The organism is Gordonia pseudamarae, from assembly GCF_025273675.1.
GTDB classification, from domain to species: Bacteria; Actinomycetota; Actinomycetes; order Mycobacteriales; family Mycobacteriaceae; genus Gordonia; species Gordonia pseudamarae.
In genome coordinates this window covers 3,868,005-3,893,166 of sequence record NZ_CP045809.1, presented here as the reverse complement: position 1 = coordinate 3,893,166, position 25,162 = coordinate 3,868,005, and the positions used below count along the sequence as shown (strand labels likewise).

Annotated in this window: 10 protein-coding genes; 5 read left to right on the top strand and 5 right to left on the bottom strand. The window is 67.0% G+C overall.

Going from position 1 to position 25,162, the window contains the following annotated elements:
• The first annotated feature begins 6 nt into the window (after positions 1-6).
• From GII31_RS17215 to GII31_RS17200, 4 genes are all read left to right on the top strand, one after another.
• Positions 7-17,325: an amino acid adenylation domain-containing protein gene (locus GII31_RS17215; protein WP_407649989.1), complete on the top strand. Its 17,319-nt coding sequence runs from the start codon at positions 7-9 to the stop codon at positions 17,323-17,325.
• Between the two features lie 51 nt (positions 17,326-17,376).
• Positions 17,377-17,601, top strand: a complete 225-nt coding sequence (locus GII31_RS17210) for an MbtH family protein (protein WP_213244595.1) — start codon at positions 17,377-17,379, stop codon at positions 17,599-17,601.
• Positions 17,602-18,001: 400 nt separating this feature from the next.
• Entirely contained in the window at positions 18,002-18,322 is a 321-nt protein-coding gene (locus GII31_RS17205) for a hypothetical protein (RefSeq protein ID WP_213244594.1), read from the top strand.
• 302 nt (positions 18,323-18,624) lie between these two features.
• A complete protein-coding gene (locus GII31_RS17200) occupies positions 18,625-20,748 on the top strand; it encodes a glycosyltransferase family 2 protein (RefSeq protein WP_213244593.1) in 2,124 nt (707 codons plus the stop codon).
• 54 nt (positions 20,749-20,802) lie between these two features.
• On the opposite strand, the gene GII31_RS17195 is transcribed toward GII31_RS17200, so the two are convergent.
• The 5 genes from GII31_RS17195 to GII31_RS17175 all read right to left on the bottom strand — a co-directional run bounded on the left by GII31_RS17195 (position 20,803) and on the right by GII31_RS17175 (position 24,320).
• A complete protein-coding gene (locus GII31_RS17195; protein WP_213244592.1) occupies positions 20,803-21,330 on the bottom strand; it encodes a DUF4878 domain-containing protein in 528 nt (175 codons plus the stop codon).
• A 110-nt stretch (positions 21,331-21,440) separates the two neighbouring features.
• Positions 21,441-22,514 carry an alpha/beta hydrolase gene (locus tag GII31_RS17190; protein WP_213244591.1) on the bottom strand — a complete coding sequence of 358 codons (1,074 nt, stop codon included), beginning with the start codon at positions 22,512-22,514 and terminating at the stop codon, positions 21,441-21,443.
• Positions 22,515-22,599: 85 nt separating this feature from the next.
• Positions 22,600-23,001, bottom strand: coding sequence for a hypothetical protein (locus GII31_RS17185; RefSeq protein WP_213244590.1), 402 nt, complete (start codon positions 22,999-23,001; stop codon positions 22,600-22,602).
• A 58-nt stretch (positions 23,002-23,059) separates the two neighbouring features.
• The gene (locus GII31_RS17180; protein ID WP_213244589.1) at positions 23,060-23,452 is read right to left on the bottom strand and encodes a hypothetical protein; all 393 of its coding nucleotides are present in this window, start codon (positions 23,450-23,452) and stop codon (positions 23,060-23,062) included.
• A gap of 79 nt (positions 23,453-23,531) precedes the next feature.
• Positions 23,532-24,320, bottom strand: a complete 789-nt coding sequence (locus tag GII31_RS17175) for an acetoacetate decarboxylase family protein (RefSeq protein WP_213244588.1) — start codon at positions 24,318-24,320, stop codon at positions 23,532-23,534.
• Between the two features lie 127 nt (positions 24,321-24,447).
• On the opposite strand from GII31_RS17175, the gene GII31_RS17170 reads away from it, so the two are divergent.
• Positions 24,448-25,158, top strand: a complete 711-nt coding sequence (locus GII31_RS17170) for a response regulator transcription factor (protein ID WP_260840070.1) — start codon at positions 24,448-24,450, stop codon at positions 25,156-25,158.
• Positions 25,159-25,162 lie beyond the last annotated feature (4 nt).

The following is a 25,162-nucleotide window of genomic DNA, read 5'->3' as shown; positions in this document are numbered from 1 at the left end:
ACCACAGTGGCTGAGTTCGCTGAAATGGCCGCGACGGCTGACCACACCGCACTGATCTTCGGCGACCGGCATGTTCCGTACGGCGAATTCACGGCGCGGGTATCGACTCTCGCGCGCGAGCTGATCGCCGACGGCGTCGGACCCGACGTCGCGGTCGCGGTCCGCATCGACAGGTCGGTGGAACTGCTGGTCGCGGTGCACGCGATCGTCGCGGCGGGCGGCCAGTACGTGCCCATCGCCACCGATACCCCCGCCGACCGTGTCGGGTACATGCTCGACATGTCGGGCGCCCGGTTGATGCTGCGATCGGCGGATGCGGCCGATCCGGCCGAATCCGGCGGCATCCGAACACTGGTCGTCGACTGCTCCGGTGATGTCGACCTGGCCGCGTCACCGGTCACCGACGCAGAACGGGTGTCGCTGCTGAGTCCCGACAGCGCCGCCTACACCCTGTTCACCTCCGGCTCGACAGGCCGGCCGAAGGGCGTGACGGTCACGCACCGGGCGCTGGCGAACCGACTGGACTGGATGGCCGACTGGTACGGGCTCGGCGCGGGCGATGTGTTCCTGCAGAAGACGCCGACGACGTTCGACGTGTCGGTGTGGGAATTGTTCCTGCCGTTCGTGATCGGTGCCCGGCTGGTGATCGCCGAGCCCGGCGGCCATGCCGACCCCGACTACCTGGCGGACACGATCACGCATCAGGGTGTCTCGGTCATCCACTTCGTGCCGTCGATGCTGTCGGCCTTCGTCGACGTGCTCGGCGGCGACCGGATCGCCGCGCTGACGTCGCTGCGGGCCGTATTCACCTCCGGCGAGGCGCTGACCTCGCAGCCCGCGCAGGAACTGCTCGCGGCTTTGCCGGGGTCGCGGCTGCTCAACCTGTACGGGCCCACCGAGGCCGCGGTCGATGTCACCGCATATGAGGTGCGGCGCGGCGACGACCTGATCCCGATCGGCGCACCGGTCACCAATACCGCCACCCGGATCCTGGACCGGCGACTGCGCATGGTCCCGGTGGGCGTGCCGGGCGAACTCTACCTCGGCGGGGTCCAGTTGGCCCGCGGCTACGCCGCGCAACCGGGTCTGACGTCCGAGCGGTTTGTCGCCGACCCGTTCAATCCGGGTGTGCGCCTCTACCGCACCGGTGACCTCGTGCGGTGGAATGCCGCCGGCGTGATCGAATACCTGGGCCGCACCGACTTCCAGGTCAAGCTGCGCGGTCAGCGACTGGAACTCGGCGAGGTCGAGGCGGTGCTGGCCGCCGCTCCGGGTGTGGTGCACGCCGCGGCGGCCGTGGCCACCACGAACGGCGGTGAGCAGCATCTGGTCGCCTACCTCGCGCCCGGCTCCGTCGCCGTCGAAGAGGTTAAATCGTTTGTGGCGGCACGACTTCCGTCGTACATGGTCCCCACGGTGTGGACCGTGCTCGACGAGGTGCCGCTCGGCAGCTCCGGTAAACTCGACCGCCGGGCCCTGCCCGCACCCGACTTCGGTTCCGTCGAAGCCGAATACGTCGCACCGGTCAACGCAGTCGAAGAAGCGGTGTCCGCGGTGTTCGCCGGGGTACTGGGTCTGGACCGGGTATCGGTGACCGATTCGTTCTTCGATCTCGGCGGCAACTCGCTGTCGGCCACCAGACTCGCCGCCCGCACGGGGCAGGAACTCGGCGTCACGGTGTCGGTGCGCGATGTGTTCACCGCGCCGACGGTCCGGGAACTCATCGCCGCGGTCTCCGGAAACGACGAGGCATCGGCCCCGATCGTCGCGGTCGTGCCGCGGCCACAACGGATTCCACTGTCGTTCGCGCAGCAGCGCATGTGGTTCATCAACCGGTTCGAACCCAGATCCGCGGTGTACAACCTGCCCGCGGTGCTGCGGCTCACCGGCGAACTCGACGTGCTCGCACTGCATCAGGCGATCCTCGATGTCATCGAGCGGCACGAGATCCTGCGCACATCGTTCCCCGACGACGGCGGCGTGCCCTATCAGCTGATCGGGGAGATCGGCGAGGCACCGGACCGGAAGGTGTGGGAAATCGTCGACTCCGAGGCCGAACTGTGGGGCGACGTCACCACCGGTTTCGACGTCGGCACCGAATGGCCCATCCGGGTGCGGCTGCTCGTCGCCGGACCCGCCGAATACCTGCTCGCGGTGGTCACCCATCACATCGGCGCCGATGGTGAGTCGTTGCTGCCGCTGGTCGCCGACATAGTCACCGCGTACGCCGCCCGCGCTGCCGGTGCGGCTCCGTCATTCGCGCCGATGCCGGTGCAGTTCGCCGACTTCGCGATCTGGCAGCACAAGGTGCTCGGCGCGGCCGACGACCCCGCGTCCACGGTGCGTCGCCAGCTCGACTACTGGACGGCGCAATTGGCGGGTCTGCCCGAGGTATTGGACCTGCCGGCGGACCGGCCGCGGCCACAGGTGGCCTCCCATCGCGGCGCACGGATCCGGTTCGGTATCCCGGCACACGTCGGTGCCCGCGTCGAGGCACTGGCCGCCGGACTGGGTGCGACACCGTTCATGGTGGTGCACGCCGCACTCGCCGCGCTCCTCGCACGACTGACCGCAACCGACGACATCGCGATCGCCACGCCGATCGCCGGCCGAGGTCAGGCGGTCCTCGACCCGCTCGTCGGCATGTTCGTCAACACACTGGTGTTGCGAACCCGGGTCCGGTCGGGCGAATCGTTCACCGGTCTCGTCGAACAGGCTCGCATCGCCGACCTGGACGCGTTCGCACATGCCGACGTACCGTTCGAAACGGTCGTGGAGGCCGTTGATCCTGTTCGCTCCGAAGCATTCTCGCCACTGGCCCAGGTGATGCTGTCCTTCGATCCGGGTGCCTCGGTCAATGAGGTCGACACCTCGGTGGGCGGACTGGCGGTCGAACCGGTCGCCGCGCCGGACGTCCCCGCCCAGCTCGACCTGCTCGTCGTGGTGTCGTCGGCGCCGGACGGACACGACTGGCTGGGGTCGATGGTGTTCGCGACCGATATATTCGACACCTCGCGGGTGGCGGAGCTGAGCGAGCGGTTCGTCCGGCTGCTCGACGAACTCACCGCCGAGCCCGCCCGCGCGCTCGGTGACGCCGGCCTGCTCGGGGTGGCCGAACGCGACACCGTCGTGGCGCGGTCCGTCGGTCCCGATGCCGTCGTTCCGGCCGGTACCGTTGCTGATGCTCTTGTGGCGCGGTCTGCTTCGACTCCTGAGTTGTCGGCGTTGTGGTTTGAGGGGCGCAGTGTCTCTTATGGCGAGTTGTCGGCGCGTACGGGTGTGCTTGCGCGTGAGTTGATTGCGGCTGGGGTGGGGCCGGATGTGGCTGTGGGTGTGTGTATCGACCGCTCGGTGGAGATGGTCGTGGCAATCCACGCGGTGGTCGCCGCCGGTGGCCAGTACGTCCCGATCGCCACCGATGCTCCGGCTGATCGTGTCCAGTACATGCTGGACACCGCCGGTGTGGGTGTGGTGTTGGTGACGGACACGTCATCTCACGTGGTTTCGAGGCTCGTCGCTGACGCTCCTCGCACCTCAACCGGCAATGGGGCAACCTCGTCGGTGGAGGTGACCTCTTCGCAGGTTGAGACGTTCTCTTCGTCGGTGGAGGTGTCGCCTTCGTCGGTTGAGGTGCCGCGAGCGCAAGCGAGTGGCGTCGAAACCTGGCGGGCCGGGAATGTCCGTACCATCGTCGTCTCGTGTGATGCCGAGGTGGATCTGACGGCACCGCCGGTCACTGATGCTGATCGTCTGGCTCCGTTGTCGTTGGATAACGCGTTGTACACGTTGTTCACGTCGGGTTCGACGGGTCGGCCGAAGGGTGTGACGGTGTCGCATCGTGCGGTGCTGAACCGTTTGTGGTGGGGGTTGGATGCGTTTGCGTGGGGTGTGGGCGACAGGGTGATTCAGAAGACGCCGTACACGTTCGATGTGTCGGTGCCGGAGTTGTTTGCGCCGTTGTTCACGGGCGCTCAGGTGGTGATTGCGCGTCCGGGTGGTCATGCGGATCCGGAGTACATCGCGGGTCTGATCGCGGAGACGGAGGCGACGTCGGTGCATTTTGTGCCGTCGATGTTGTCGGTGTTTGTTGATGTGGTCGATCGTGATCGGTTGGCGCAGTTGACGAGCTTGAAGTGGGTGTTTGCTTCGGGTGAGGCTTTGCCGGCGGCTGTGGTGGCTCAGGTGCACGAGGTGTGGCCGTGGGTGGGTATTCATAATCTGTTCGGTCCGACTGAGGCTGCGGTTGAGGTGGCGTGGGCGGATGTGTCTGATGCGCCGGAGTCGGTGACGATTGGTGCGCCGGTGTGGAATACCGAAACCCTGGTGCTCGATGATCGCCTCCGGCCGGTGCCGGTCGGTGTGCCGGGCGAGTTGTACCTCGGTGGTGTGCAGGTGGCGCGTGGTTATGCGGCGCAGCCTGGTCTGACTGCTGAGCGGTTTGTCGCCGATCCTTTCGGTGAGCCGGGTTCACGGCTGTATCGGACCGGTGACTTGGTGCGGTGGAACACTTTCGGTGAGATCGAGTACTTGGGTCGTACTGATTTCCAGGTGAAGTTGCGTGGTCAGCGTGTCGAGTTGGGTGAGATCGAGGCGGTGTTGGCGGCGGTGCCGGGTGTGGTGCACGCGGCGGCGACGGTCGCTGTGACTGAGAGTGGTGCTGAGCATCTGGTGGCCTACTTGGCACCCGCGTCGGTGGATGTGGAGGCGGTGAAGTCCGCCGCGTCGCAGGCGTTGCCGAACTACATGGTGCCGTCGGTGTGGATGGTGATTGATGAGGTGCCGCTCAACAGTGCGGGCAAGCTGGATCGGCGTGCCCTGCCGGATCCTGATTTCGGTGCGGTGAGCCTGGATTATGTCGCCCCGCTCGGTGCGGTGGAAGAACTCCTCGCCTCTGTCGTCGCCGGTCTGCTCGGTGTGGACCGGGTCAGTGCCACCGAGTCGTTCTTCGCGCTCGGTGGTGACTCGATCATGTCGATTCAGCTGGCTTCGGCGGTGCGGGCGGCCGGGTTCGATCTGTCGCCGCGGGAGATTTTTGAGCGGCGCACGGTGCGGGGGATGGCCGCGGCGATCACCGATACCTCGGCGCGTCTGCCTGAGCTGGCCGAGCCCGAAGGTGGGGCGGTGGGCGCGATGCCGGTGCCGCCGGTGGTGTCGTGGATGCTCGAACATTCCGACACCGCAGACGATTTCGCTGATTTCAACCAGTCCGTAACCCTGGCCGCGCCGAGTGGCCTGACCGAGGACGTGCTGGCCGAGCTGCTCGGCGAACTCGTCGCCCACCACCCGATGCTGTCGGCATCACTGACACCCTCGCCGGCCCCGGTGCGAGCAGCGCAGGCGACGGGCCTCGAAACCCCGCAGGAATCAGTCGGTGGCGCAACCGCATGGGAGCTGGTCGCGGGCAACGACTTCGATTCCGCCGCGGCGGTGTCCACGCGCGTCTGCGGGCATGCCGTCGGCACTGACGGGTTCGACACCGATCTGCGGGCCGCGCACGTCGAGGCGACCCGCCGGTTCGATACCGCGACGGGACAACTGGTGCAGGCGGTGCTGGTGACCGATCCGTCGGGCTCCGGGCGGATCGTGCTCGCGATCCATCACCTCGGTGTCGACGCGGTGTCCTGGCGGGCGATCATCGAGGACCTGGTCACCCTGTGGGCACAGCGTTCGCAGGGGCAGCCGTACGCGTTGCGTCCGGTCAGCACCAGCCAGCGCGCCTGGATCACCGCGCTCGCCGCACGGGCCGGCGACCACGCCGACGAGGCCGCCTACTGGCTGGAGCGGCTCCCGGCCCGGCCGACCGGATTCGGCGCAACCCTCGACCGGACCCGCGACCGGGTCTCGACCACGCGAACCGTCACCCACCAGGTCGATACCGAGGTCACCGAGGCCGTACTGGCCGATGTTCCCGAAGCCTTCGGCGGCAACGTCGCCGACGTCCTGATGGCGGCGTTCGCACGGGCGGTGCGCTCGTGGCAGCACGACCACGGCATCACCGACGATTCGCCTGTTTCCGTGCTCACCGAAGGCCACGGCCGCTACGAGGATGTTCTGGCGAAGGGGCCGGACGCCGTCCGCGCCGACCTGTCGCGGACTGTGGGGTGGTTCACCACAATCGCACCGATCCGGCTCGATCCGACGGGCGACATCGTGCACGCGGTCAAGGCAGCCAAGGAAGAACGTCTGGGACAACCTGATTCGGGTATCGGATGTGGTTGGCTGCGCTACGGCACGGAAGCCGACGAGGCCATCGCAGCCCGTCCGCTGCCGTCGGTGGTGTTCAACTACCTCGGCGCGGGCAGGCGTTCGACCCGCACGGCAGGTGTCGCCGAGCCAACCCCGTTCGCGGGTGTCCCCGGCCCGTTCTACGACGCCTCACCCGCGGGTGGCATGGCGGCGCAGGCGGTGCTCACCATCAACGTCAACACCGTCACCGGTGACGGTGGTCGGCAGTTCAACGCCTCCGTCATCCACCCGCCCACCGTGATCTCCGGTGACGACGTCTCCGACCTTATGACCCGGTGGTCGGCGCAGTTGGCGGCTGCCGTCGACGCCGTGAGCGCAGGCCCTCCGGGGCTGTCGCCGTCGGATGTGCCGGGCACGGGCATCACCCAGGCCGAACTCGACGCACTCGCGCAGCGGTACCCGGGTGCCGATGTGTGGCCGCTCGCGCCCCTGCAGCGCGGCCTGTTCTTCCAGTCCGAATTGGCCACCGGTTCGGATGCGGCCGTGGACGTGTATGTGGCGCAGGCAGTGGTTACGGTCGGCGCGATCGACGCGGACCGACTGCGAGGTGCGGCGGCACAGCTGTTGGCCACCCATCGGGTGCTACGGTCGGGCTTCGTTCTCACCCCCGGCGGTGCGGTGGTATCGGTGGTTCCGACCGAGGCCGAGCTGCCGTGGACAGAGGTGGACCTCGGTGATGGATCCGACGACGTTGTTGCCGAACAGATATCAGAGATCGCCCAGCAGCAGCGGGTGACCCGGTTCGACCTCGCCGAGCCGCCACTCGTGCGGTTCGTACTGATCCGGCACGGCGAATCGTCGACCTTGGTCACCACGAACCACCACCTGATTCTCGACGGCTGGTCGGGTCCGTTGGTGATGGCCGACTTGTTGGCGTTGTACGCGACGGGTCAGCCGTTCACCGGTGCGCAGAGCACCGACTTCGGTGACTATCTTGATCTGATCGCCCGCCGCGATGATGCGGCCGGTATGGCGGCGTGGCAGCAGGTGCTGGCTCCGGTCGACGGTTCCACTCGGGTGGCGGCCGGGATGACCGGGACCACCGATGCCTTGCCGCGGGAGGTGCATACCTTCATCGGCCCCGAGTTGGTGTCGGGGGTGGAGGCGTCGGCGCGGGCCTGCGGTGCGACGCTGGCCACGGCGCTGCAGGTGGCGTGGGGTGTGCTGTTGTCGCGGCTGACCGGTAACCGGGTGGTCACCTTCGGTGAGACGGTGTCCGGGCGTCCCGCAGATCTGCCGGGTGTGGAGAGCATGGTGGGTCTGTTCATCAACACGCTCCCCGCGGTGGTCGATGTGGACCCGGATGCGAGTGTCGCGCGGGTGCTGGCCACGGTGCAGGACGACAAGATCGCCGTGCTCGACCACCAGCATCTCAGCCTTCCCGAGATCTCCTCGGGCACAGGTATATCCGTCGACTTCGACACCCTGGTGGTGCACGAGTCCTACCCGGTTGACGCCGAATCATTGTCGGGCGCGGGAGTCGCCGATGGCGGTGACGGATCTCAGGATCGGCTGGGGATTCGTTCGGCTCGGTTCACCGACTCGACCCATTACCCTCTCAACCTGGGTACCTCGCCCGTCGGTGGTGGGCTCGCTGTTCGGCTGGCGTATTTGCCGGATGCGTTCACCGCGGGTCAGGTTGAAGTGTTTGCCGAGGTGTTGACTCAGGTGCTGCGGGTGATCGCGGCTGATCCGCAGACGTTGACCGCTGATATCGCGCTGGTTTCGCCGGAAACACGTGACACGGTGTTGGGGTTTGCCGATGGGCCTGAACTTTCGGGGGCTCCGCAGGTGGTCGGCGGGGATACGCTGGTGGATTTGTTGGCCGAGCGGGTGTCGGCGGCCGCAGAGGTGACTGCGTTGTGGTTCGGTGACCGTTCGGTGTCATATGCCGAGTTGGGTGCTCGGGTGAGTGTTCTTGCCCGTGAACTGATCTCGCTGGGGGTGGGCCCGGAAGCGGCGGTGGGACTGATGCTGCCGCGTTCGGTGGAGATGATCGTGGCGATTCATGCGGTACTGGCCGCCGGTGGTCAGTTCGTGCCCATCGACGTCTCCGCGCCCGCCGACCGGGTGGACTACATAACCGCTACCGCGGGTGTGTCGACGATCATCACCGGCCCGGACTCCCCGACCACAGCACGTAGCGCAGGCATCACATCGTTTGTTGTCGTGGACTGCTCGGTGGCGATCGACTCCGTCGCCGCGCCCATCACTGATGCCGATCGGCGTGGCCGGGTACGCCCGGAGTCGGCCGCGTACACCATTTTCACCTCGGGATCGACGGGCAGGCCCAAAGGTGTGACGGTCTCGCACGCGGCTCTGCTCGCGGAGGTGGCCGCCGACCGTCAGTACTACGGACTCGATGAATCCGACGTCTTCCTGCAGACATTGGAGTACACCTTCGACCCGTCGGTGCTGGAGATCCTGCGCCCGGTGTCGGTCGGAGCGTCGCTGGTGCTGTTGGCGCCCGGAGCCCATCGCGACCCGCGGGCCATCGAATCTGCCGTCGCCGACCGGGGCGTCACCACCATGATGATGGTGCCGTCGATGCTGGCGGTGATGGTTGACGTGGCCGGTGACGCCGATGGTGGTTGGGCGTCGACTCTGCGCAGGATCAACACCGGCGGTGAGGCATTGCCGCCCGCGGTCGCGGATGCGGTGTCGGCCGCCTGGCCGTCGGCGACGCTGTACAACCAGTACGGACCAACCGAGACCACGATCTTCTCCACCATCGACGCCTACAACCCGGCAGAGCGGAAGGTCACCATCGGTCGTCCTGTCGCCGGAATACGGGCATATGTACTCGACAGGCGATTGCGTCCGGTGCCCGTTGGGATTCCCGGCGAGTTGTATCTGGGCGGTGTTCAGGTTGCGCGTGGGTATACGGGGCAGCCCGGGCTGACCGCGGACCGGTTCATCGCAGATCCGGTGGGGCAGGCGGGTGAACGGTTGTACCGCACCGGTGACCTCGCGGCATGGGATGCCGATGGCAGACTGAACTATCTGGGGCGCTCGGATTTCCAGGTGAAGTTGCGCGGTCAGCGGCTGGAACTCGGTGAGGTGGAAGCGGCACTCGCCGCGGCCCCTGGAGTACGGTATTCGGCTGCGACCGTAGTGTCGACGGAGTCGGGTGCCCAGCACCTGGTGGCCTATCTGTCGCCCGACACCGTCGATCTGAATGCGGTGAAGGCGTCGGTGGCGCAGACGTTGCCGGCATTCATGGTGCCGACGGTCTGGACAGTGCTCGCACAGGTGCCACTCAACAGTGCCGGAAAACTCGATCGTAGCGCGTTGCCCGATCCGGATTTCACTTCCGTCGCAGCCGAATACGTGGCACCCGGCACCGATGACGAGCGGTTGCTGGCCGGTGTCTTCGGCACACTTCTCGGGCTGGACCGGGTGTCGGTGACCGAGTCGTTCTTCGATCTGGGTGGCAACTCGTTGTCGGCGATGCGGCTGGCGGCCCGTGCCGGTGAGGCCCTGGGCGTCACCGTGTCGGTGCGAGACGTGTTCGAGGCGCCCAGCGTGCGCGAACTCGCCGCGGCCTCGGCGCGGCTCGGTACTGGCCTGGCACCCATTGTGGCCATATCGCCACGACCGCAGCATATTCCGCTGTCATTCGCGCAGCAGCGGATGTGGTTCCTCAACCGGTTCGATCCGGGACTGCCCACCTACAACATTCCGGCGGTGCTGCGGATCACCGGCCGCCTCGATGTCGCCGCCCTGCGTACGGCGGTGGTGGACGTGGTCCGCAGGCACGAGGTGCTGCGCACCACCTTCCCGGCCGTCGACGGCGAACCGTATCAGCTGATCGATTCGCCCGAATCGGTGGACAAACACCTTGACTGGGCGATCACGGGATCGCCCACCGACATCGAGCACGCCGTGACCACCGGCTTCGACGTGACCACGCAGTGGCCGTTGCGGGTGCGGGTGCTGCACACGCCGAGCGATTCCGGCCCCGACGAATACGTACTGGCGCTGGTGGCCCACCACATCGCCGCGGACGGCGAATCCAGGATTCCGCTGGTTCGCGACATCGTGACCGCCTACGCCGCACGCAGTGTCGGCCGGACACCCGAATTCACCCCGCTGGAGGTGCAGTTCGCCGACTACGCGATCTGGCAGCGTGAGAACTTCGGATCCGCGGACGACCCGGAATCATTGCTCGGCCGTCAATTGGCCTACTGGACACAGCAACTCGCCGGACTGCCGGACGTACTCGAGCTGCCCGCCGATCGGCCCCGCCCGGTCGTGGCCGGACATCACGGTGGCCGCGTCGATCTCGTGGTGCCCGGCAGTGTCGTCGGTGCGGTGGACATTCTTGCCGCACAGCACAATGCCACCCCGTTCATGGTGTTGCACGCCGCGCTGTCGGTGCTCTTGGCGCGTTTGGGATCCACCGAGGACGTGGCCGTCGGAGCGTCCGTCGCCGGGCGCGGTCAGGCGGTACTCGATCCGCTGGTGGGCATGTTCGTCAACACTCTCGTGCTGCGCGCGCGGATCGATCCCGGTGAGTCGTTCACCGAACTGCTCACCCGGGTCCGGCGCGACGACCTCGATGCCTTCGCTCATGCCGACGTACCGTTCGAGGTGCTGGTCGAAGAGCTCAACCCGGTGCGCAGCGAGGCGTTCGCGCCGCTGGCCCAAGTCCTGCTGTTCTTCAACGAGACCGGTCTGGACACCGGTGAGCAGACACCCGCGCCGGACGGTTCGGGACTGAGCGTGCAACCGATCGCCGCGGACTCGACCACCGCTCGCGTCGATCTCACGTTCTCGGTGGCCACCCGCGGCCCGGGCGAGCCATGGTCGGTGGGCGTCGAGTATGCCGCGGAACTCTTTGACCGGGGCACCGTGGAAACCTTCGGCCGACAGCTTGTCGACCTGCTCGCCGGTCTCACCGCACGACCCGGGTCGGCCGTGGGCGATGTGGATCTGATGGCCGGAAGCGATGATCGGATCGCCGCCCGCGAATACGGCGATATCGTCCCGGTGCGGTCGGACACGACGATCGACACGGTGGTGGCCGCACAGATCGAGCGCACCCCGGACGCCGTCGCCCTGTGGTTCGACGGGCGAGAGGTCGCCTACGGTGAATTCGGTGCCCGGGTCAACGCCCTGGCACGACAACTGATCGCAGCCGGAGTCGGACCGGAGACGGCCGTCGCCCTGCGTATCCCGCGATCGGTGGAAATGGTGGTGGCCGTTCACGCGGTGCTCGCCGCCGGTGGCCAATACGTACCGGTCGATGTCTCGGCACCCGCCGAACGTGTGCGGTACATGTTCGAGACCGCGGGTGTGACCGTACTGCTCGTCACCGCCGGCGCCGATCCGGGTGCGGTGGCCGCCGGGGTGCGAACGATCGTCGTCGACTGTTCGGATGCGGTCGAGCGGTCGGCCACCACGCCGATCACCGACGCAGAACGGCTCGCGCCAGTCCGGCCCGACGCCGCCGCCTACACACTGTTCACCTCGGGATCGACCGGCAGGCCCAAGGGCGTGACCCTCAGTCATCGTGCCGTGCTCAACCGACTGTGGTGGGGTCTGGCCGAACTGCCGATCGATGAGAGCGACACCGTGGTGCTCAAGACGCCGTACACGTTCGACGTGTCGGTGCCCGAACTGTTCGCACCACTCATGGTGGGGGCCAGAGTGGCGGTGCTCGACGCCGACGGACACCTGAATCCGCACTATGTGGCAGATGTCATCGAACGGACACGGGCGACGATGGTGCACTTCGTGCCGTCGATGCTGTCGGTGTTCTGCGACGTCGTCGGAGGCGACCGGATCGCCACGCTGACCTCGGTGCGGATCGTCTCGACCACGGGTGAGGCGCTGCCGCCCGCGGTGGCCGCCCAACTGCGTGCCGCGTTGCCGGACGTGTTGTTCTACAACCTGTACGGGCCGACCGAGGCCGCGGTGGAGATCACCGCCGAGCGTATCGAGGCGGTGCAGGCGGGTGCTTCATCGGTGGCCATCGGTGTGCCGGTGTGGAACTCGTCGTCGGTGGTGCTCGATTCACGCCTGCACCGGGTGCCGGACGGGGTGGCCGGCGAGTTGTACCTCGGCGGTGTCCAACTGGCGCGCGGGTACGCGGCGCGGCCCGACCTGACCTCCGAACGTTTCGTCGCCGACCCGTTCAACGCGGGCGAACGGCTCTACCGCACCGGCGACCTGGTCCGCAGGCGGACCGTCCGGGGCGAGCGCAGCGACGGGGGATTGCGCAGCGTGCTGGAGTACCTGGGCCGCACCGACTTCCAGGTGAAGCTGCGTGGCCAGCGTGTTGAACTCGGTGAGATCGAGTCGGCGATCGCGTCGGCGCCGGGCGTGGTGCACGCGGCCGCGACCGTGCTCGAAACCACTTCCGGCGAACAACATCTGGTGGGGTACGTGTCACCGGCCTCGGTGGACACCGAGATGGTGCGTGCGGCCGTGGTGTCGGCGTTGCCGGTGTACATGGTGCCCACCGTGTGGGTGGGCATAGACGACGTGGTGCTGAACTCTGCGGGCAAACTTGACCGCAAGGCATTGCCGGCACCGGATTTCGCCTCGGTGACCGATCTGCACGTCGAGCCGGCGACGGAGGAGGAAGCCACCGTCGCCGCGGTGTACGCGGAACTACTGGACGTTGAGAGCGTCGGGGTCACCGAATCGTTCTTCGACATCGGCGGCAACTCACTGTCGGCGATGCGGCTGGCGGCACGGGCATCGGATGCGCTGGGCGTCGAGATCACCGTCCGCGACGTCTTCGAATCGCCCAGTGTGCGTGAGCTCGTCGAGGCGTCGTCAGCCAATTCGGCGGCGCTGGCACCCATCACCCGGACAGATCCGCGGCCCGACCGGATCCCGCTGTCGTTCTCGCAGCAGCGGATGTGGTTTATCAACCAGTTCGACGGCGATTCCCCCGCCTACAACATCCCGGCCGTCGTCGAACTGGCCACCGACCTCGACGTGGACGCGCTGCACCAGGCCGTCGTCGACGTCGTCGCCCGGCACGAGGTGCTGCGCACGGTGTATCCGTCCGCCGACGGTGTGGCCTACCAGCAGATTGAGGACATCGATGGCTTCAACCGCAATACGGTGTGGCAGGAGGTGCGCGCCCAGAGCAGTATCGCGACGGCCCTGTCCACCGGGTTCGACGTGACCACCCGATGGCCGCTGCGGGTGCGCCTGTGGCAACCACGCGGCGGCGACCGCCCGTATGTGCTGGCCGTGGTGGCCCACCACATCGCGGCGGACGGGCAGTCGATGGCACCGCTGATGAACGATCTGGTGACCGCGTACACCGCCCGCGCCGCCGGACACGCGCCGGCGTTCGACGAACTGCCGGTGCAGTTCGCCGACTACGCCCTCTGGCAGCATCGTGAACTGGGCTCGCCCGAGGACCCGGCCTCGCCGCTGGCCCGGCAGCTCGGCTACTGGCGGGACCGGCTCGCCGGACTGCCGGACGTGCTGGACCTGCCCGCCGACCGGCCACGGCCGTCGGTGGCGAGCCGGCGCGGCCGTCGAGTGCGGTTCGAGATCCCGGAGACCGTGACGGCCCGGATCACCGAGCTGGCGACGGCATCACGGACCACCCCGTTCATGGTGATCCATGCGGCGCTGTCGGTGCTGCTGGCGCGACTGAGCGCCACCGACGACATCGCGATCGGTACCCCGGTCGCCGGACGCGGCCAGGAGGTCCTGGACCCTCTGGTCGGTATGTTCGTCAACACGCTGGTGTTGCGTGCACGGGTCGAGGGCACCGCGTCGTTCGGCGAGTTGCTCGATCACGTCCGCGACATCGACCTGGCGGCCTTCGAACACGGCGTCGTGCCGTTCGAGACCGTCGTCGAAGCGGTGAACCCGGTGCGCTCCGAATCGTTCGCGCCGCTCACCCAGGTCTGGCTGTCCGTGGAGAAGGGTGCGGCCGCCTCGCGTCCGCCCGCCGATGGCCGGCCTGCGCCCGACGCACTGGTGGTATCGGCCGTCGACAGCGATGATGTGCCGATCCAGGTGGACCTGATCGTGGAGATCGTGGCAGCCGAGGCGGGCGAACCATGGCGCGCCGCCATCCGGTTTGCCACCGACCTCTTCGACGAGACGACCGCGGCCCGGTTCGGCGACGGACTGCGGCGGCTGCTGGAGTCGGCAACCGCAGAACCGCGGATACCCGTCGGTGACCTGCCCATCCTCGACATCGAGCAGGCGGTCGCGCTCGGCGAATGGTCGCACGGTGTCGCCCATGTGGCGCCGCGCCACGATGCGATGTTGGCGGATCTGTTCGTCGAACGGGTCGCCGCGACACCCCGTACGGCGGCCCTGGTGACCGACGAGGTCGTGCTCGACTACACCGGACTCGACCGGATGGTCGGTGAGTTGGCCACCGTCCTCACCGACTCGGGCGTCGGCCCGGACGATGCCGTCGCGGTGTGTATGCCGCGGTCGATCACCCTGATCGGCGCGCTGCATGCCTGCTCGATCGCGGGTGGACAGTTCGTGACCGTGGATCCGGCTGCTCCCGCCGAGCGGATCAGGTACCTGCTGCGTACGTCGGGGGCCCGCGTGATGCTGGTACTCGCCGACGATGCGCTGCCGGAGGTGATGGCCGCGGCCGACGAGTGCGATGTCCGGGTCGTCGAGGTGTACGAGGACGTGCTGCTGCAGGCCGCGCACGATGAATCATCGGTGACCGCCACCGAGATCGTCGCCGCACAGTCGTTCGTGCGCTCGCCCGACGCTGCGGCGTACACCATGTTCACCTCGGGATCGACCGGACGGCCCAAGGGCGTGGTGGTCTCGCACCGGGCCATCGTCGCCCACATGCGTCATGACGCGGCGTCCCACGGCTACGGTGACGGGGAGGTGTTCGGTCAGGTGTCGGCAGCGACGTTCGACGCGTTGGTGCTCGAGCTCCTGCGTCCGATTGCCGCGGGCGGCACCCTCGTCGTGCTCGCCGAAGGTCAGCAGCGTGACCCGCGTGCGCTGGCCGAGGTATTCGCCCGGCACTCGGTGACCGCGGTGCTGCTGGTGCCGTCGATGCTGTCGACGATGCTCGATGTGCTCGACGAGCGGCAGCTCTCGTCGATCAGGCTGAACCATCTCGATGTCGGTGGCGAGGCGGTGACACCGGCGCTGGTCCGTCGGGTCAATGAGTTGTGGCCGTTCACGCGCATCCGCAACATGTACGGTCCGACCGAGGGCGCCATCTGCGTCACCGCCACCGAAGCGCTGAGAGACCCCGGACCCGCCGTGCCGATCGGCGGACCCACCTCGTACACGGTGGCCCGGGTCCTGGACGCGCGGCTGCATCCGGTGCCGGCGGGCGTCCCCGGGGAGCTGTACGTGGGTGGTCCGCAGCTGGCGCGCGGATATGCCTCGCGCGCGGATCTGACCGCCGATCGATTTGTGGCCGACCTGTACGGAGCACCGGGTGAGCGGCTCTACCGCACCGGCGACCTGGTGCGCTGGGTGCGCACCGATCAGGGTTCCGGTGGTGAGCTGGAGTACCTGGGCCGCACCGATTTCCAGGTGAAGCTGCGCGGTCAGCGCATCGAACTCGGTGAGATCGAGTCTGTGATCGCGGCATCGTCGGGGGTGGTGCACTGCGCCGCGGCCGTGGGGGTGGCGTCCGGCGGCGGCCAGTATCTGGTGGCCTATGTCTCGCCCGCGTCGGTGGATACCGACGCGGTGCGGGCTGAGGTCGCCGATTCGCTGGCCGCCTACATGGTGCCGTCGGTGTGGGTGTCACTGGACGAGTTGCCGTTCAATGCCGCGGGCAAAATCGATCGCCGCGCACTGCCCGAACCCGACCCGTCGGCGTTCGTTGCCGGCTTCGTGCCCCCCGCAGGACCGATGGAGACCATCGTCGCGCAGGTCTTCGGGCAGGTACTCGGGCTCGAACAGGTGTCGGCGACCGCGTCGTTCTTCGACCTCGGCGGTAACTCGCTGTCGGCGGTGCGGGTCGTCGAACGGCTCCGCGCCGACCACGGCATCGATGTCGGGCTGGCCGGTCTGTTCTCGGACCCCACGGTTCGGGGGATCGCCTTCCAGGTGGAATCGGAGGCCCGCGCGGCCAACGGAGTGCTGCTGACATTGCGCGCCCAGGGCGACCGGGCACCGCTGTTCTGTGTGCATCCGGCGGGTGGTCTGTCGTGGTTCTACGGCGGACTGGCGCCGTATCTGCAGGACAGGCCGATCTATGGTCTGCAGGATCCGCATGTGGTCGCCGATGAACCGACCCGCACCGACGCGGACGAACTCGCCGCGAGGTATGTCGAGGAGATCCGCCGGGTTCAGCCGACCGGTCCGTACCACCTGCTGGGCTGGTCGGTCGGTGGGGTGATCGCCCAGGCGATGGCCACCCTGCTGCAACGTGACGCCCAGACGGTCGCCTACCTCGGGGTCATGGATACCGCGCCGCTTCCGGTGGTGCCGGAGTCGGGCGATGCGGCGGTATCCGGTGCTGAGGAGCCGGTCGCCGACGCCCGGGCCGTGGATGTGGACGATTCGGCCACCGCTGATTCGGCCACCGATGCCGGGTCCACGGCACCGGTGGCCGCCGACGGTGATCTCCCGGCTGCGGGTTCACCCACGTGCCCCGACGTCGGCGCCGCACACGACGGTGAGGAGCCGGCGCAGCCGGACGGGACCGAGCCGGACGGGGCCGAGGTGGTGGCCGACCTCCTCGGCGGTTGGCGTGATCTGTTCGATCTCGGTGACCTGACGGTCAGCACGCCTGAGGAGGCGGTCGACGTGGTCCGGCAGCAGATCGCCGCGATGGGTCTGTTCACCGAGGACGAGGTGGGCCGGGTGATGGATTCCTTCTCGTCGGCCGGCGCGGTGCTGTGGGGCTTCCGGCCGCGGCACTACGAGGGTGACCTGCAGGTGTTTGTGGCGACCGCCGACAAGGACGATCCGTCGGCGGTGGCCGAGGCGTGGCGTGGCTACGTGTCCGGCAAGGTGAGCGAGGTTCCGGTGGACACCTACCATCTTGGTCTGGCCAATCCAGAGGCACTGTCGGTGATCGGTCCCGAGCTCGAGCGGGCGCTGCTGCATGCGGCGGCCGGGCGGAGAAGTGGCGGCGAGCAGGACGCGTAGCCGATATCACGACATGCCCTACAGTGTATTTCTGAGAAAAGGAGAAAGTGAATGACCAACCCCTTTGACGACGAGAACGGCCGTTTCTTCGTGCTGGTCAACGACGAGAACCAGCACTCGTTGTGGCCGACCTTTGCCGACATCCCGGCCGGCTGGACGAAGGTGTTCGGCGAGGAGAGCCGTGAGGCCTGCTTGAAGTACGTCGAAGAGAACTGGACGGACCTGCGGCCCAAGAGCCTCATCGACGCCATGGAGGCCGACAAAGCACAGAGCTGACGGGCGCGTTCCGTCATGCGTGAATCGCCCCGCCGGCCGCTCGTGTAGGCCCGGGGCGATTCGTCGTGCCGCGAGTAGGTGGGTGTGATCGGGCAGTGTGCCGGGATCCTGTTACACCTGCGTTACATTCTCGCTGTCCCCAGTTCTGGGGGCGTGAAATATAACACTTCGACATCGACCCTGCTGCCCCACCTGTCACACGAGTGACCTCAGTCACCTTGCATCTCACCAGCAACAAGCGTCCGATACGAATTTGTTACAAAACCCGCTGTAGCTATTGATGAAGCACCGATCGTAAGGCACAGTAGAGAGCAGGAAATTTCGGTCCCGGATCCTGGGGATGGACCCCCATCTGAAGGGCCACGGCTGTGGCGGACTTTGCGCAGACGAGGAGGGTGACATGTACAACGATCCTGAGATTCGGGATGTGATCACCGATATCCATCAGCGCGCCCGGACTACGCCGAGTCTGGTAGCGGTGCGTCTCGATGGCCAGGCGATCACCTATCGCGAACTCGACGAGCGGATCGTCGACTACCGCACCGTGCTGGAGCGTTACGGGATGTCGGGAGGGTCTCCGTTCGCCGCCGCACTTATGCATTGCGTGCCCAATCTCAGCGGGCGTGATCTCTCCTGCGCCCGTCGGATCAACGACGCGGCCGTATGGCTCGGACGGCATCTCGACCCGCCGGCCCACGGCGGTCTGCGCGTCGTCAGCTGACGCTCGCCGCGTTCCCCGTTTTCTCAATCGGTGCCCGAGTCCTGACTCGGGCGCCGATTTTTCTTTCGTCCGTGGTGATGGTGCTCACATTGCTGCGTTGGAAGTGTTCAAGGTGGGTATATGTATTCCTCGAATGGCGGCTCGGGGTGGCTGTCGCTAGACTTTCGGCTGACGGCTATCTGCTCTGAAAGTCGTTGTTAATCAAGCTAAGTGGGGATTCTTGGCTGATGTCAAGGCTGTGGACAGAGTTGATGACTCCACGATGAAATCTGCGTGAAATCACAGGGGGTCGGGGAATTAGAATGGATAAAGCGGTTCCGAACGCGGCCGGAGTATCGACGCCGCGGCATGCATTGCCGGATGGGCCTCTTCAGCCTGCCGGCGACGGTTCCGAGGTCAGGGTCGCCGAGGCGCTGGTCGCGCATTTCGGGCGTCCGATGGTGGTGAACGCGCACAGGCGGGGCAGATCGCAGTTCCTGGTGACGATCACGCTGGGCGACTGCAACGAGTACGGGAACCCACGAGAGCCCGAATTGCTGAGGCTGCTGGTCGACACGCTGCATCACGAGGTCGTGGCAGGGCTGATCGCCTTGGAGGTGGCCTGGGTCGATCAGGACAGTCACTCGGTGGTCGCCCTCATGAGTGCGCCCGGCGCTGCTCGGCTGCGAGCCCGCGTGGGCGACATCTGCCGGACCCTGACCGGTACGTCCTGGGTGCTCGATGACGGGACGGTGCACCGGATCGTGCTGGGTGCCGGCTATTCGCGGATCGGCAGCGAGGTCACACGGCAGGAGGTCGACGAGGCTGTCGAGACGGCGCTCGGCGCGGCACGGCGTTCGATGGCGCGCCGCGACCTGGTCTGCCTGGGCCCACAGCGTACGCGCAAGGCGTGGCGGGGGCTGCCGGCCCGGCTACGGTTGCCGGTCCAGATTCTCTTCACGCTGTCGGTGAGTATCCTCGGGCCGTACGCCGTCTTGCGTCTCGCGTACTCCCACGGTGTCGATCTGTCCGGCTACGCGTACATCGGCATCGTCATCGCCCTCGGTTTCACGGCCCTACTGATCTGGGCGGAAACGTTGTGCGCGCTGTCTCGGCCCAGGCTTCCCGCGATGCCCGACATTCCGGCACCGACCGCGACGGCGGTGGTGGCCGCCTATCTGCCCAATGAGGCCGACACCATCGTCGAGACTCTCGGGCACGTACTCGGGCAGCAGTACCCCGGCGAGTTGCAGGTGATCCTGGCGTACAACACGCCCGTGGATCTGCCCGTCGAGACGGAGCTTCGGGCGTTGGCGCGCAAGCATCCGGAACTGATGCTCCTCAAGGTCGAGGACAGTACGTCCAAGGCCCAGAACGTCAACGCGGCTCTCGGCGTGGCCGTCGGGGAGTTCGTGGGAGTCTTCGACGCCGACCATCACCCGGCCCCGGATTCGTTCACCCGGGCGTGGCGATGGATAGCCGACGGCGCGGACGTTGTCCAAGGGCACTGTGTGATCCGGAACGGGAACGAATCGTACGTGGCCCGCGCGGTGGCAGTGGAGTTCGAACAGATCTACGCGGTCAGCCACCCGGGGCGCGCGCGGCTCCACGGCTTCGGCGTTTTCGGTGGATCCAACGGATTCTGGCGCACCGATATGCTTCACGAGGTGCGGATGCGGGCAGACCGCCTCACCGAGGACATCGATGCGTCGCTGCGTTCGTTGCTGCGCGGTTCGACGATCGTGAGCGATCCGGACCTGCTCAGCCGCGAACTCGCCCCGGTCACCATGGCCGCGCTGTGGCGGCAGCGAATGCGATGGTCACAGGGCTGGTTTCAGGTTTCGGTACGTCAGTTGTCGTCGGTCGTGACCAGCCGGACGATCGGGATGAGACAACGCGTCGGAATGCTGGTCCTGTTCGGATGGCGGGAGGTGAACCCGTGGGTGTCGCCGATGGTCTTCGGCGTCCTGCTGTTTGTATTGTGGCGTGATGACCACCTGTCGTGGGCGACTCCCATATTTCTGCTCACGACGCTCTACACGCTGTCGGCCGGGCCGGTACAGCTGATGTTCGCCTGGAAGCTGGCCGCACCCGATATCCGTGCGCGCACGAAGTGGTTTGCCTGGTACCTGGTTTTCGCCGCGCCGCTGTACACCGAATGGAAGAACCTGATAGCCCGTATCGCCCAGCTCAATGAACTCATGGGCGACCACGAATGGCACGTCACCCCCCGCGGGACTATGCGTGTTCATAAACCGGCGTCGGCACCACCGCGCGCCGAAACCGCAGACGCTGCCGAAATCGCACACTGTGCCGAGACCGCCGATCGTGCCGCGCGGCGGGCCGACGAGCGCCCGGCGGAGGTGGCGGCACCCGACCGGAAGTCCGGTTGGGACCCCGAACTCGCGATGCGCATCCCGGTGCTGCCCGAACGCAAGGCGGTATGAGAATTGCCCGGTCCGATCCAGGAGAAGGTCGGGCCGGGCAATCTCACCGTAGGGTCAGCGACTGTACTGCTGGGCGAACGAGGTCAGCATGTTGATCGCTTCGGAACTCAGCTTCCAGGAGCCGTCGACCTTGGCGTACGTCAGCTCCACATCCACCGGCATCGGCGCGTGGGGGCTCTTCACCGCCACCGTTGCGGTGGCCGTGTCGCCGCTGACGCTCACCTTGGACACGGTGTACACCTCGGGAGTGTAGCCGGCGGCGTTCGATGCCTTGGCGAAAGCCTGCAGCGTGCCGATCACGGCCGGGTTGCCGGAGTCGACGACCTTCTTGAGGTCGTCGGCACTCGTCTCGTCGGATACGGCGGTGCGCAGAATGGTCTGCGCGCTCTGCTCGGTGAGCTCGGAGAGCGTGTCCGTGTCGCTGTCGGATGTAGGAGTGGTCGCATCGGATTCGGAAACGGTCTGCGATACGGCAGTCGTCGTTGAAGTGGCACTCGAACTGTCGTCGTCCGAGCACGCGGCAACACCCAGGACGGCGGCACCGGCGATGGCGGCGGCCGCGAGGGGCCTTCTCAACATCATGTGTACTCCTTTGATCAAGGTGGCCCTCACCAACCTACTCCGGGCGTCCGGCCGGCCCGTGAACGACACAAGCCCCGGCCGTGCGGCCGGGGCTTGTGTGCGGTGGTGATTCAGGCGCCGAGATCCTTGGCGAGCTTGGGCCAGGTGCGGTGCAGGTCGCCTTCCCAGTAGGCCCACGAATGGGTACCGGTGGGACGGAAGTCCACGTTGACCGGGATCTTCAACTGATTGAGCTTGTCGACCATCTGATGCGTGCACAGGTTGGCCGCGGCCTCGATACCACCGCCGACGATGAGCAGGTCGGCCCAGACCAATGCGTTGCCCTTGGGCTGATCGTGGAGACCGTCGCGCTTACCGGGGAGCCCGCTTCCGGTGGTGAGGTAGATCTTGGTGCCACGGAGCTTGGCCGCGTTGAGGTACGGGTCGTTCTTGCGCCAGCCGGCGCCCGTGAGCGGGCCCCACATGTTCGTCATGTCGCCGCCGCCGCGAACCTCCACGACCTGCTTGATGTATTCCTGGCCGAGCGGATCACTGGTTCTGGCGCAGCCGCTGAAGCCGGCCACCGACTTGTACAGCCCGGGCGCGGCGATCGCGATGTTCAGAACGCTGGTGCCGGCCATCGAGATGCCACCGATCGCGTTGACCTTGGTGGTCTTGAAATTCGCGTCGATGATCGGCGGGAGTTCCTTGGTGAGGAAGGTCTGCCACTTGCTGCGGCCGAGCTTCGGGTCGTCCTTCTGCCAGTCGGTGTAGTAGGAGAACGCGCCACCGATGGGGGTGACCACGAAGACGTTCTTGTTCTTGAAGTACTGCTTGTACTTGGTCTTGGCGTTCCAGGTGGCGCCGTCCTCGCCGCCACCGGCACCGTTGAGCAGGTAGAAGACCGAGCGTGCCTTGCTCTGATCGTGCGGGGTCAGCACGGTGACCGGTATGACCTTGTCCATCGACGGGGAGTAGACGGACACCGTCACTTCCTGCTTGTCGACCTGGACCTTGGCCTCGACCTTCGCCGCCTTCTGAGGCGCGGCCTGCGCGATGCCTCCGCCGGCGAGCGGGATCAGGGCCGCGACCACCGCGATGGCCGCTGCGCGCTTGCCGCGCGTGCGAACACCGGTCCGTCTGCTGGCAGATTTCAACACTGGCACTCCGTCCTGGTCGCGTTGGTGCGGCGACGTGGTTTGCATGAGGCACACTACCCGCGGACCCGGACAGCGCACAGGATTCTCCCAGACGCACAACCTATGGCGCGCATCACATAAATCGGGTGGATCAGCAGTTGGCCGAGCCGCCGCTGCCGTTGGTGGCCGCATCGACGATCCGGCCGTTGATGCGTACCTCGCAGCGCGCGTAGCTGCCGCGAGAGGTGATCTCCGTTCCGGCCGGTTGCTTCGTCGAGGCGCGGTGCGAAAGGCGCAGGCGATACTTCTCGCGGCCGTGTCCGCTCGGGTTGGGGCCGAAGTGCGAGTAGGTGCGCTTCATCAGCGTACCGTTCTGGCCGTAGTAGCTGAACGTGTTGCGCGCTGTGTCCGACCAGTACGTGTAGGTGATCAGCGAGCCTTTGGCGGCGGTGTGCGGCGTGATGGCCGGTGCGGCGTCCGCGGTGGTGGGCGCGGTCAGTGCGCCGGCGGCGATGCCGAGGGCAGCCGCGGCAGTGGCGAAGCGTCGTTTCACGACCTTGTCTCCTTGTCGACGGGACGGACCCGGGTGGGTGACTCTGGTGGGCCGGCGATCAGCAGACCGCGAAGCCGCCGCTGACGTTGCGGGCCGAGTCCACGCGCCGGCCGTCGATACGGACCTCGCATTTGGCGTACTTACCGCTGCCGGACCGGATGCGGATGCCCGCAGGCTGTGTCCGCTGGGCCTTGAAAGTAACGGACAGGGTGTACGCGCCGCCGCCGGTGTCGCTGAACCGCGCGTGGTGGTTGGTCGTGATGAGCGCGCCCTTGAAGCCGTAGTAGTGGTACACGTTGCGGCGGGAATCGGACCACAGTGTGTACGTGATGTCGGACCCGGCAGGTGCCGTGTGCGGGGTGATCCGGGGGGCTGCGTCGGCGGTGCCGGGCACTGTCAGCGCGGTCGCGAGGCCTGCGAGCGCGGCGGAGACCGCCAAGGTGCGTTTCACGATTGTTCTCCTAAGGGAAGAGGTCGGGGCTCAGAGTACCCGTCCCTGTCGGGCCTTTCGAAAAAGTAGATCGCTTGAACTACACCGCACTGTTACCAGTCGGGTCGACTGTTTCGGCGTCACCGAAGGACATTTCCAGATGGCCGACCGAACTGGTCATCAGTGCGCGGCGGCTCAGCTTCAGCCCGGAAAGCTCCCGCGCGATCTCGTGGTCACCGAGGGTCAGCGACGCCCCGCCCAGCCGGGTGCGGGTTCCGGCCGTGCCGGTCATCCGCCACGGTGTGGCCCGTAGCACCCCGTCGAGCTGCGAATAGGCATTCAGTACGGTGTCGCCGGAGGTGTCGGGTACGCGCAGACCCTTGCGGACGGACACGTCGACGATCAGCCTGCCGTCGGCGCTCACCCGGCCGTGTTTGGTGGCGGAGTCGTGGTCGACGTCGAAGTGGGCGAGGGTCTTGGGGAAGCCCCAGATTCCGCGGCCGGCGGCCAGGGTGAATTCGCCGTCGACCGGCAGCCGGTGGATGAGCGCACGGGCGTCGCCCTTGGCCAGGGCCCGCAGCGCCGCGATCCGCGAGGCAGGTGGATCCGCGGGGTCCTCGACGAGGAAGCACACACCGAACTCGTTGTACGGCCCGAGATCGCCGTCGATGTAGTCGACGAAGACCAGCATGCACATGGTGCGGCCCGGCCGGATCTGCAGCGGCCGCAGGCGCGTTGTGCCGTCGCCGGCCCGCGCGATGGCCGCCGACACCGCGGTCGCGTCGGCGGTGAAGCCCGCGACGAAGCACGTGGCGTGGCGGATACGTACGGGTATGGTGACGGTGCGGTCGAGGATCTGATGGGTGGGCGGTGTCGGATCGGCGGGCATCGGGGCAGCTCCTGTACGGTATTCGACACAAAACTAGAACATGTTCATCTTATGTGACGATGTTGCCCGCGGTCGATGCCGTGGCGTCCGGCGTCTGTGCTTTCGGGGGGCACTAAACTCATCGACCATGACGGGGCTATCGGGCGACCGAGTACTACGGGTCGGAATGGTCGATGACCACCGATCGCCGATCTGGGGAATCGAGCGGCTGCTGGAGGCGGAGCCGGATCTGGAAATGGTATGCGCGGGGAGCACCGTCGACGAGCTTCTCGGTCAGGCGGGACAGCTCAGCGAAGGTCTCGACATCGTCATCCTCGATCTTCGGCTCGGCGACGCGTCCACGCCCCGGGAGAACGTGATCCGCTTGACCGAGGCCGGTATCGGGACCGTGGTGTACACCTCCGGCGAGCACCCGGCGCTGCTGCGGTCGGCGGCCAAGGCGGGTGTGCTCGGTGTGGTTCTCAAGTCGGCGGCCGAGGCCGAGATCATCGGTGCGATCCGGGCGGCGGCGCAGGGCAACGAGGTGCTGACCACCGAATGGGCGGCGGCCATCGACGGCGATCCCGAACTGGCCGCCGTCGACCTGAGTCCGCAATTGCAGCGCGTGCTGGCGCTCTACGCCTCGGGGGAGACCTCGGCGACCGTGGGCCGATCGCTCGGTGTCACCGCCGACACGGTCAACGAATATCTGAAACGGATCAGGCAGAAGTACGCCGACGCCGGACGGCCCACCCGGACCAAGGTCGATCTGTTCAAACGTGCGGTGGAAGACGGCTGGCTGCCCGTGCCCGAGCGTGGTGCCGATCGATCGGCCGGGTCGGCCGCGCACGATCATTGATGGG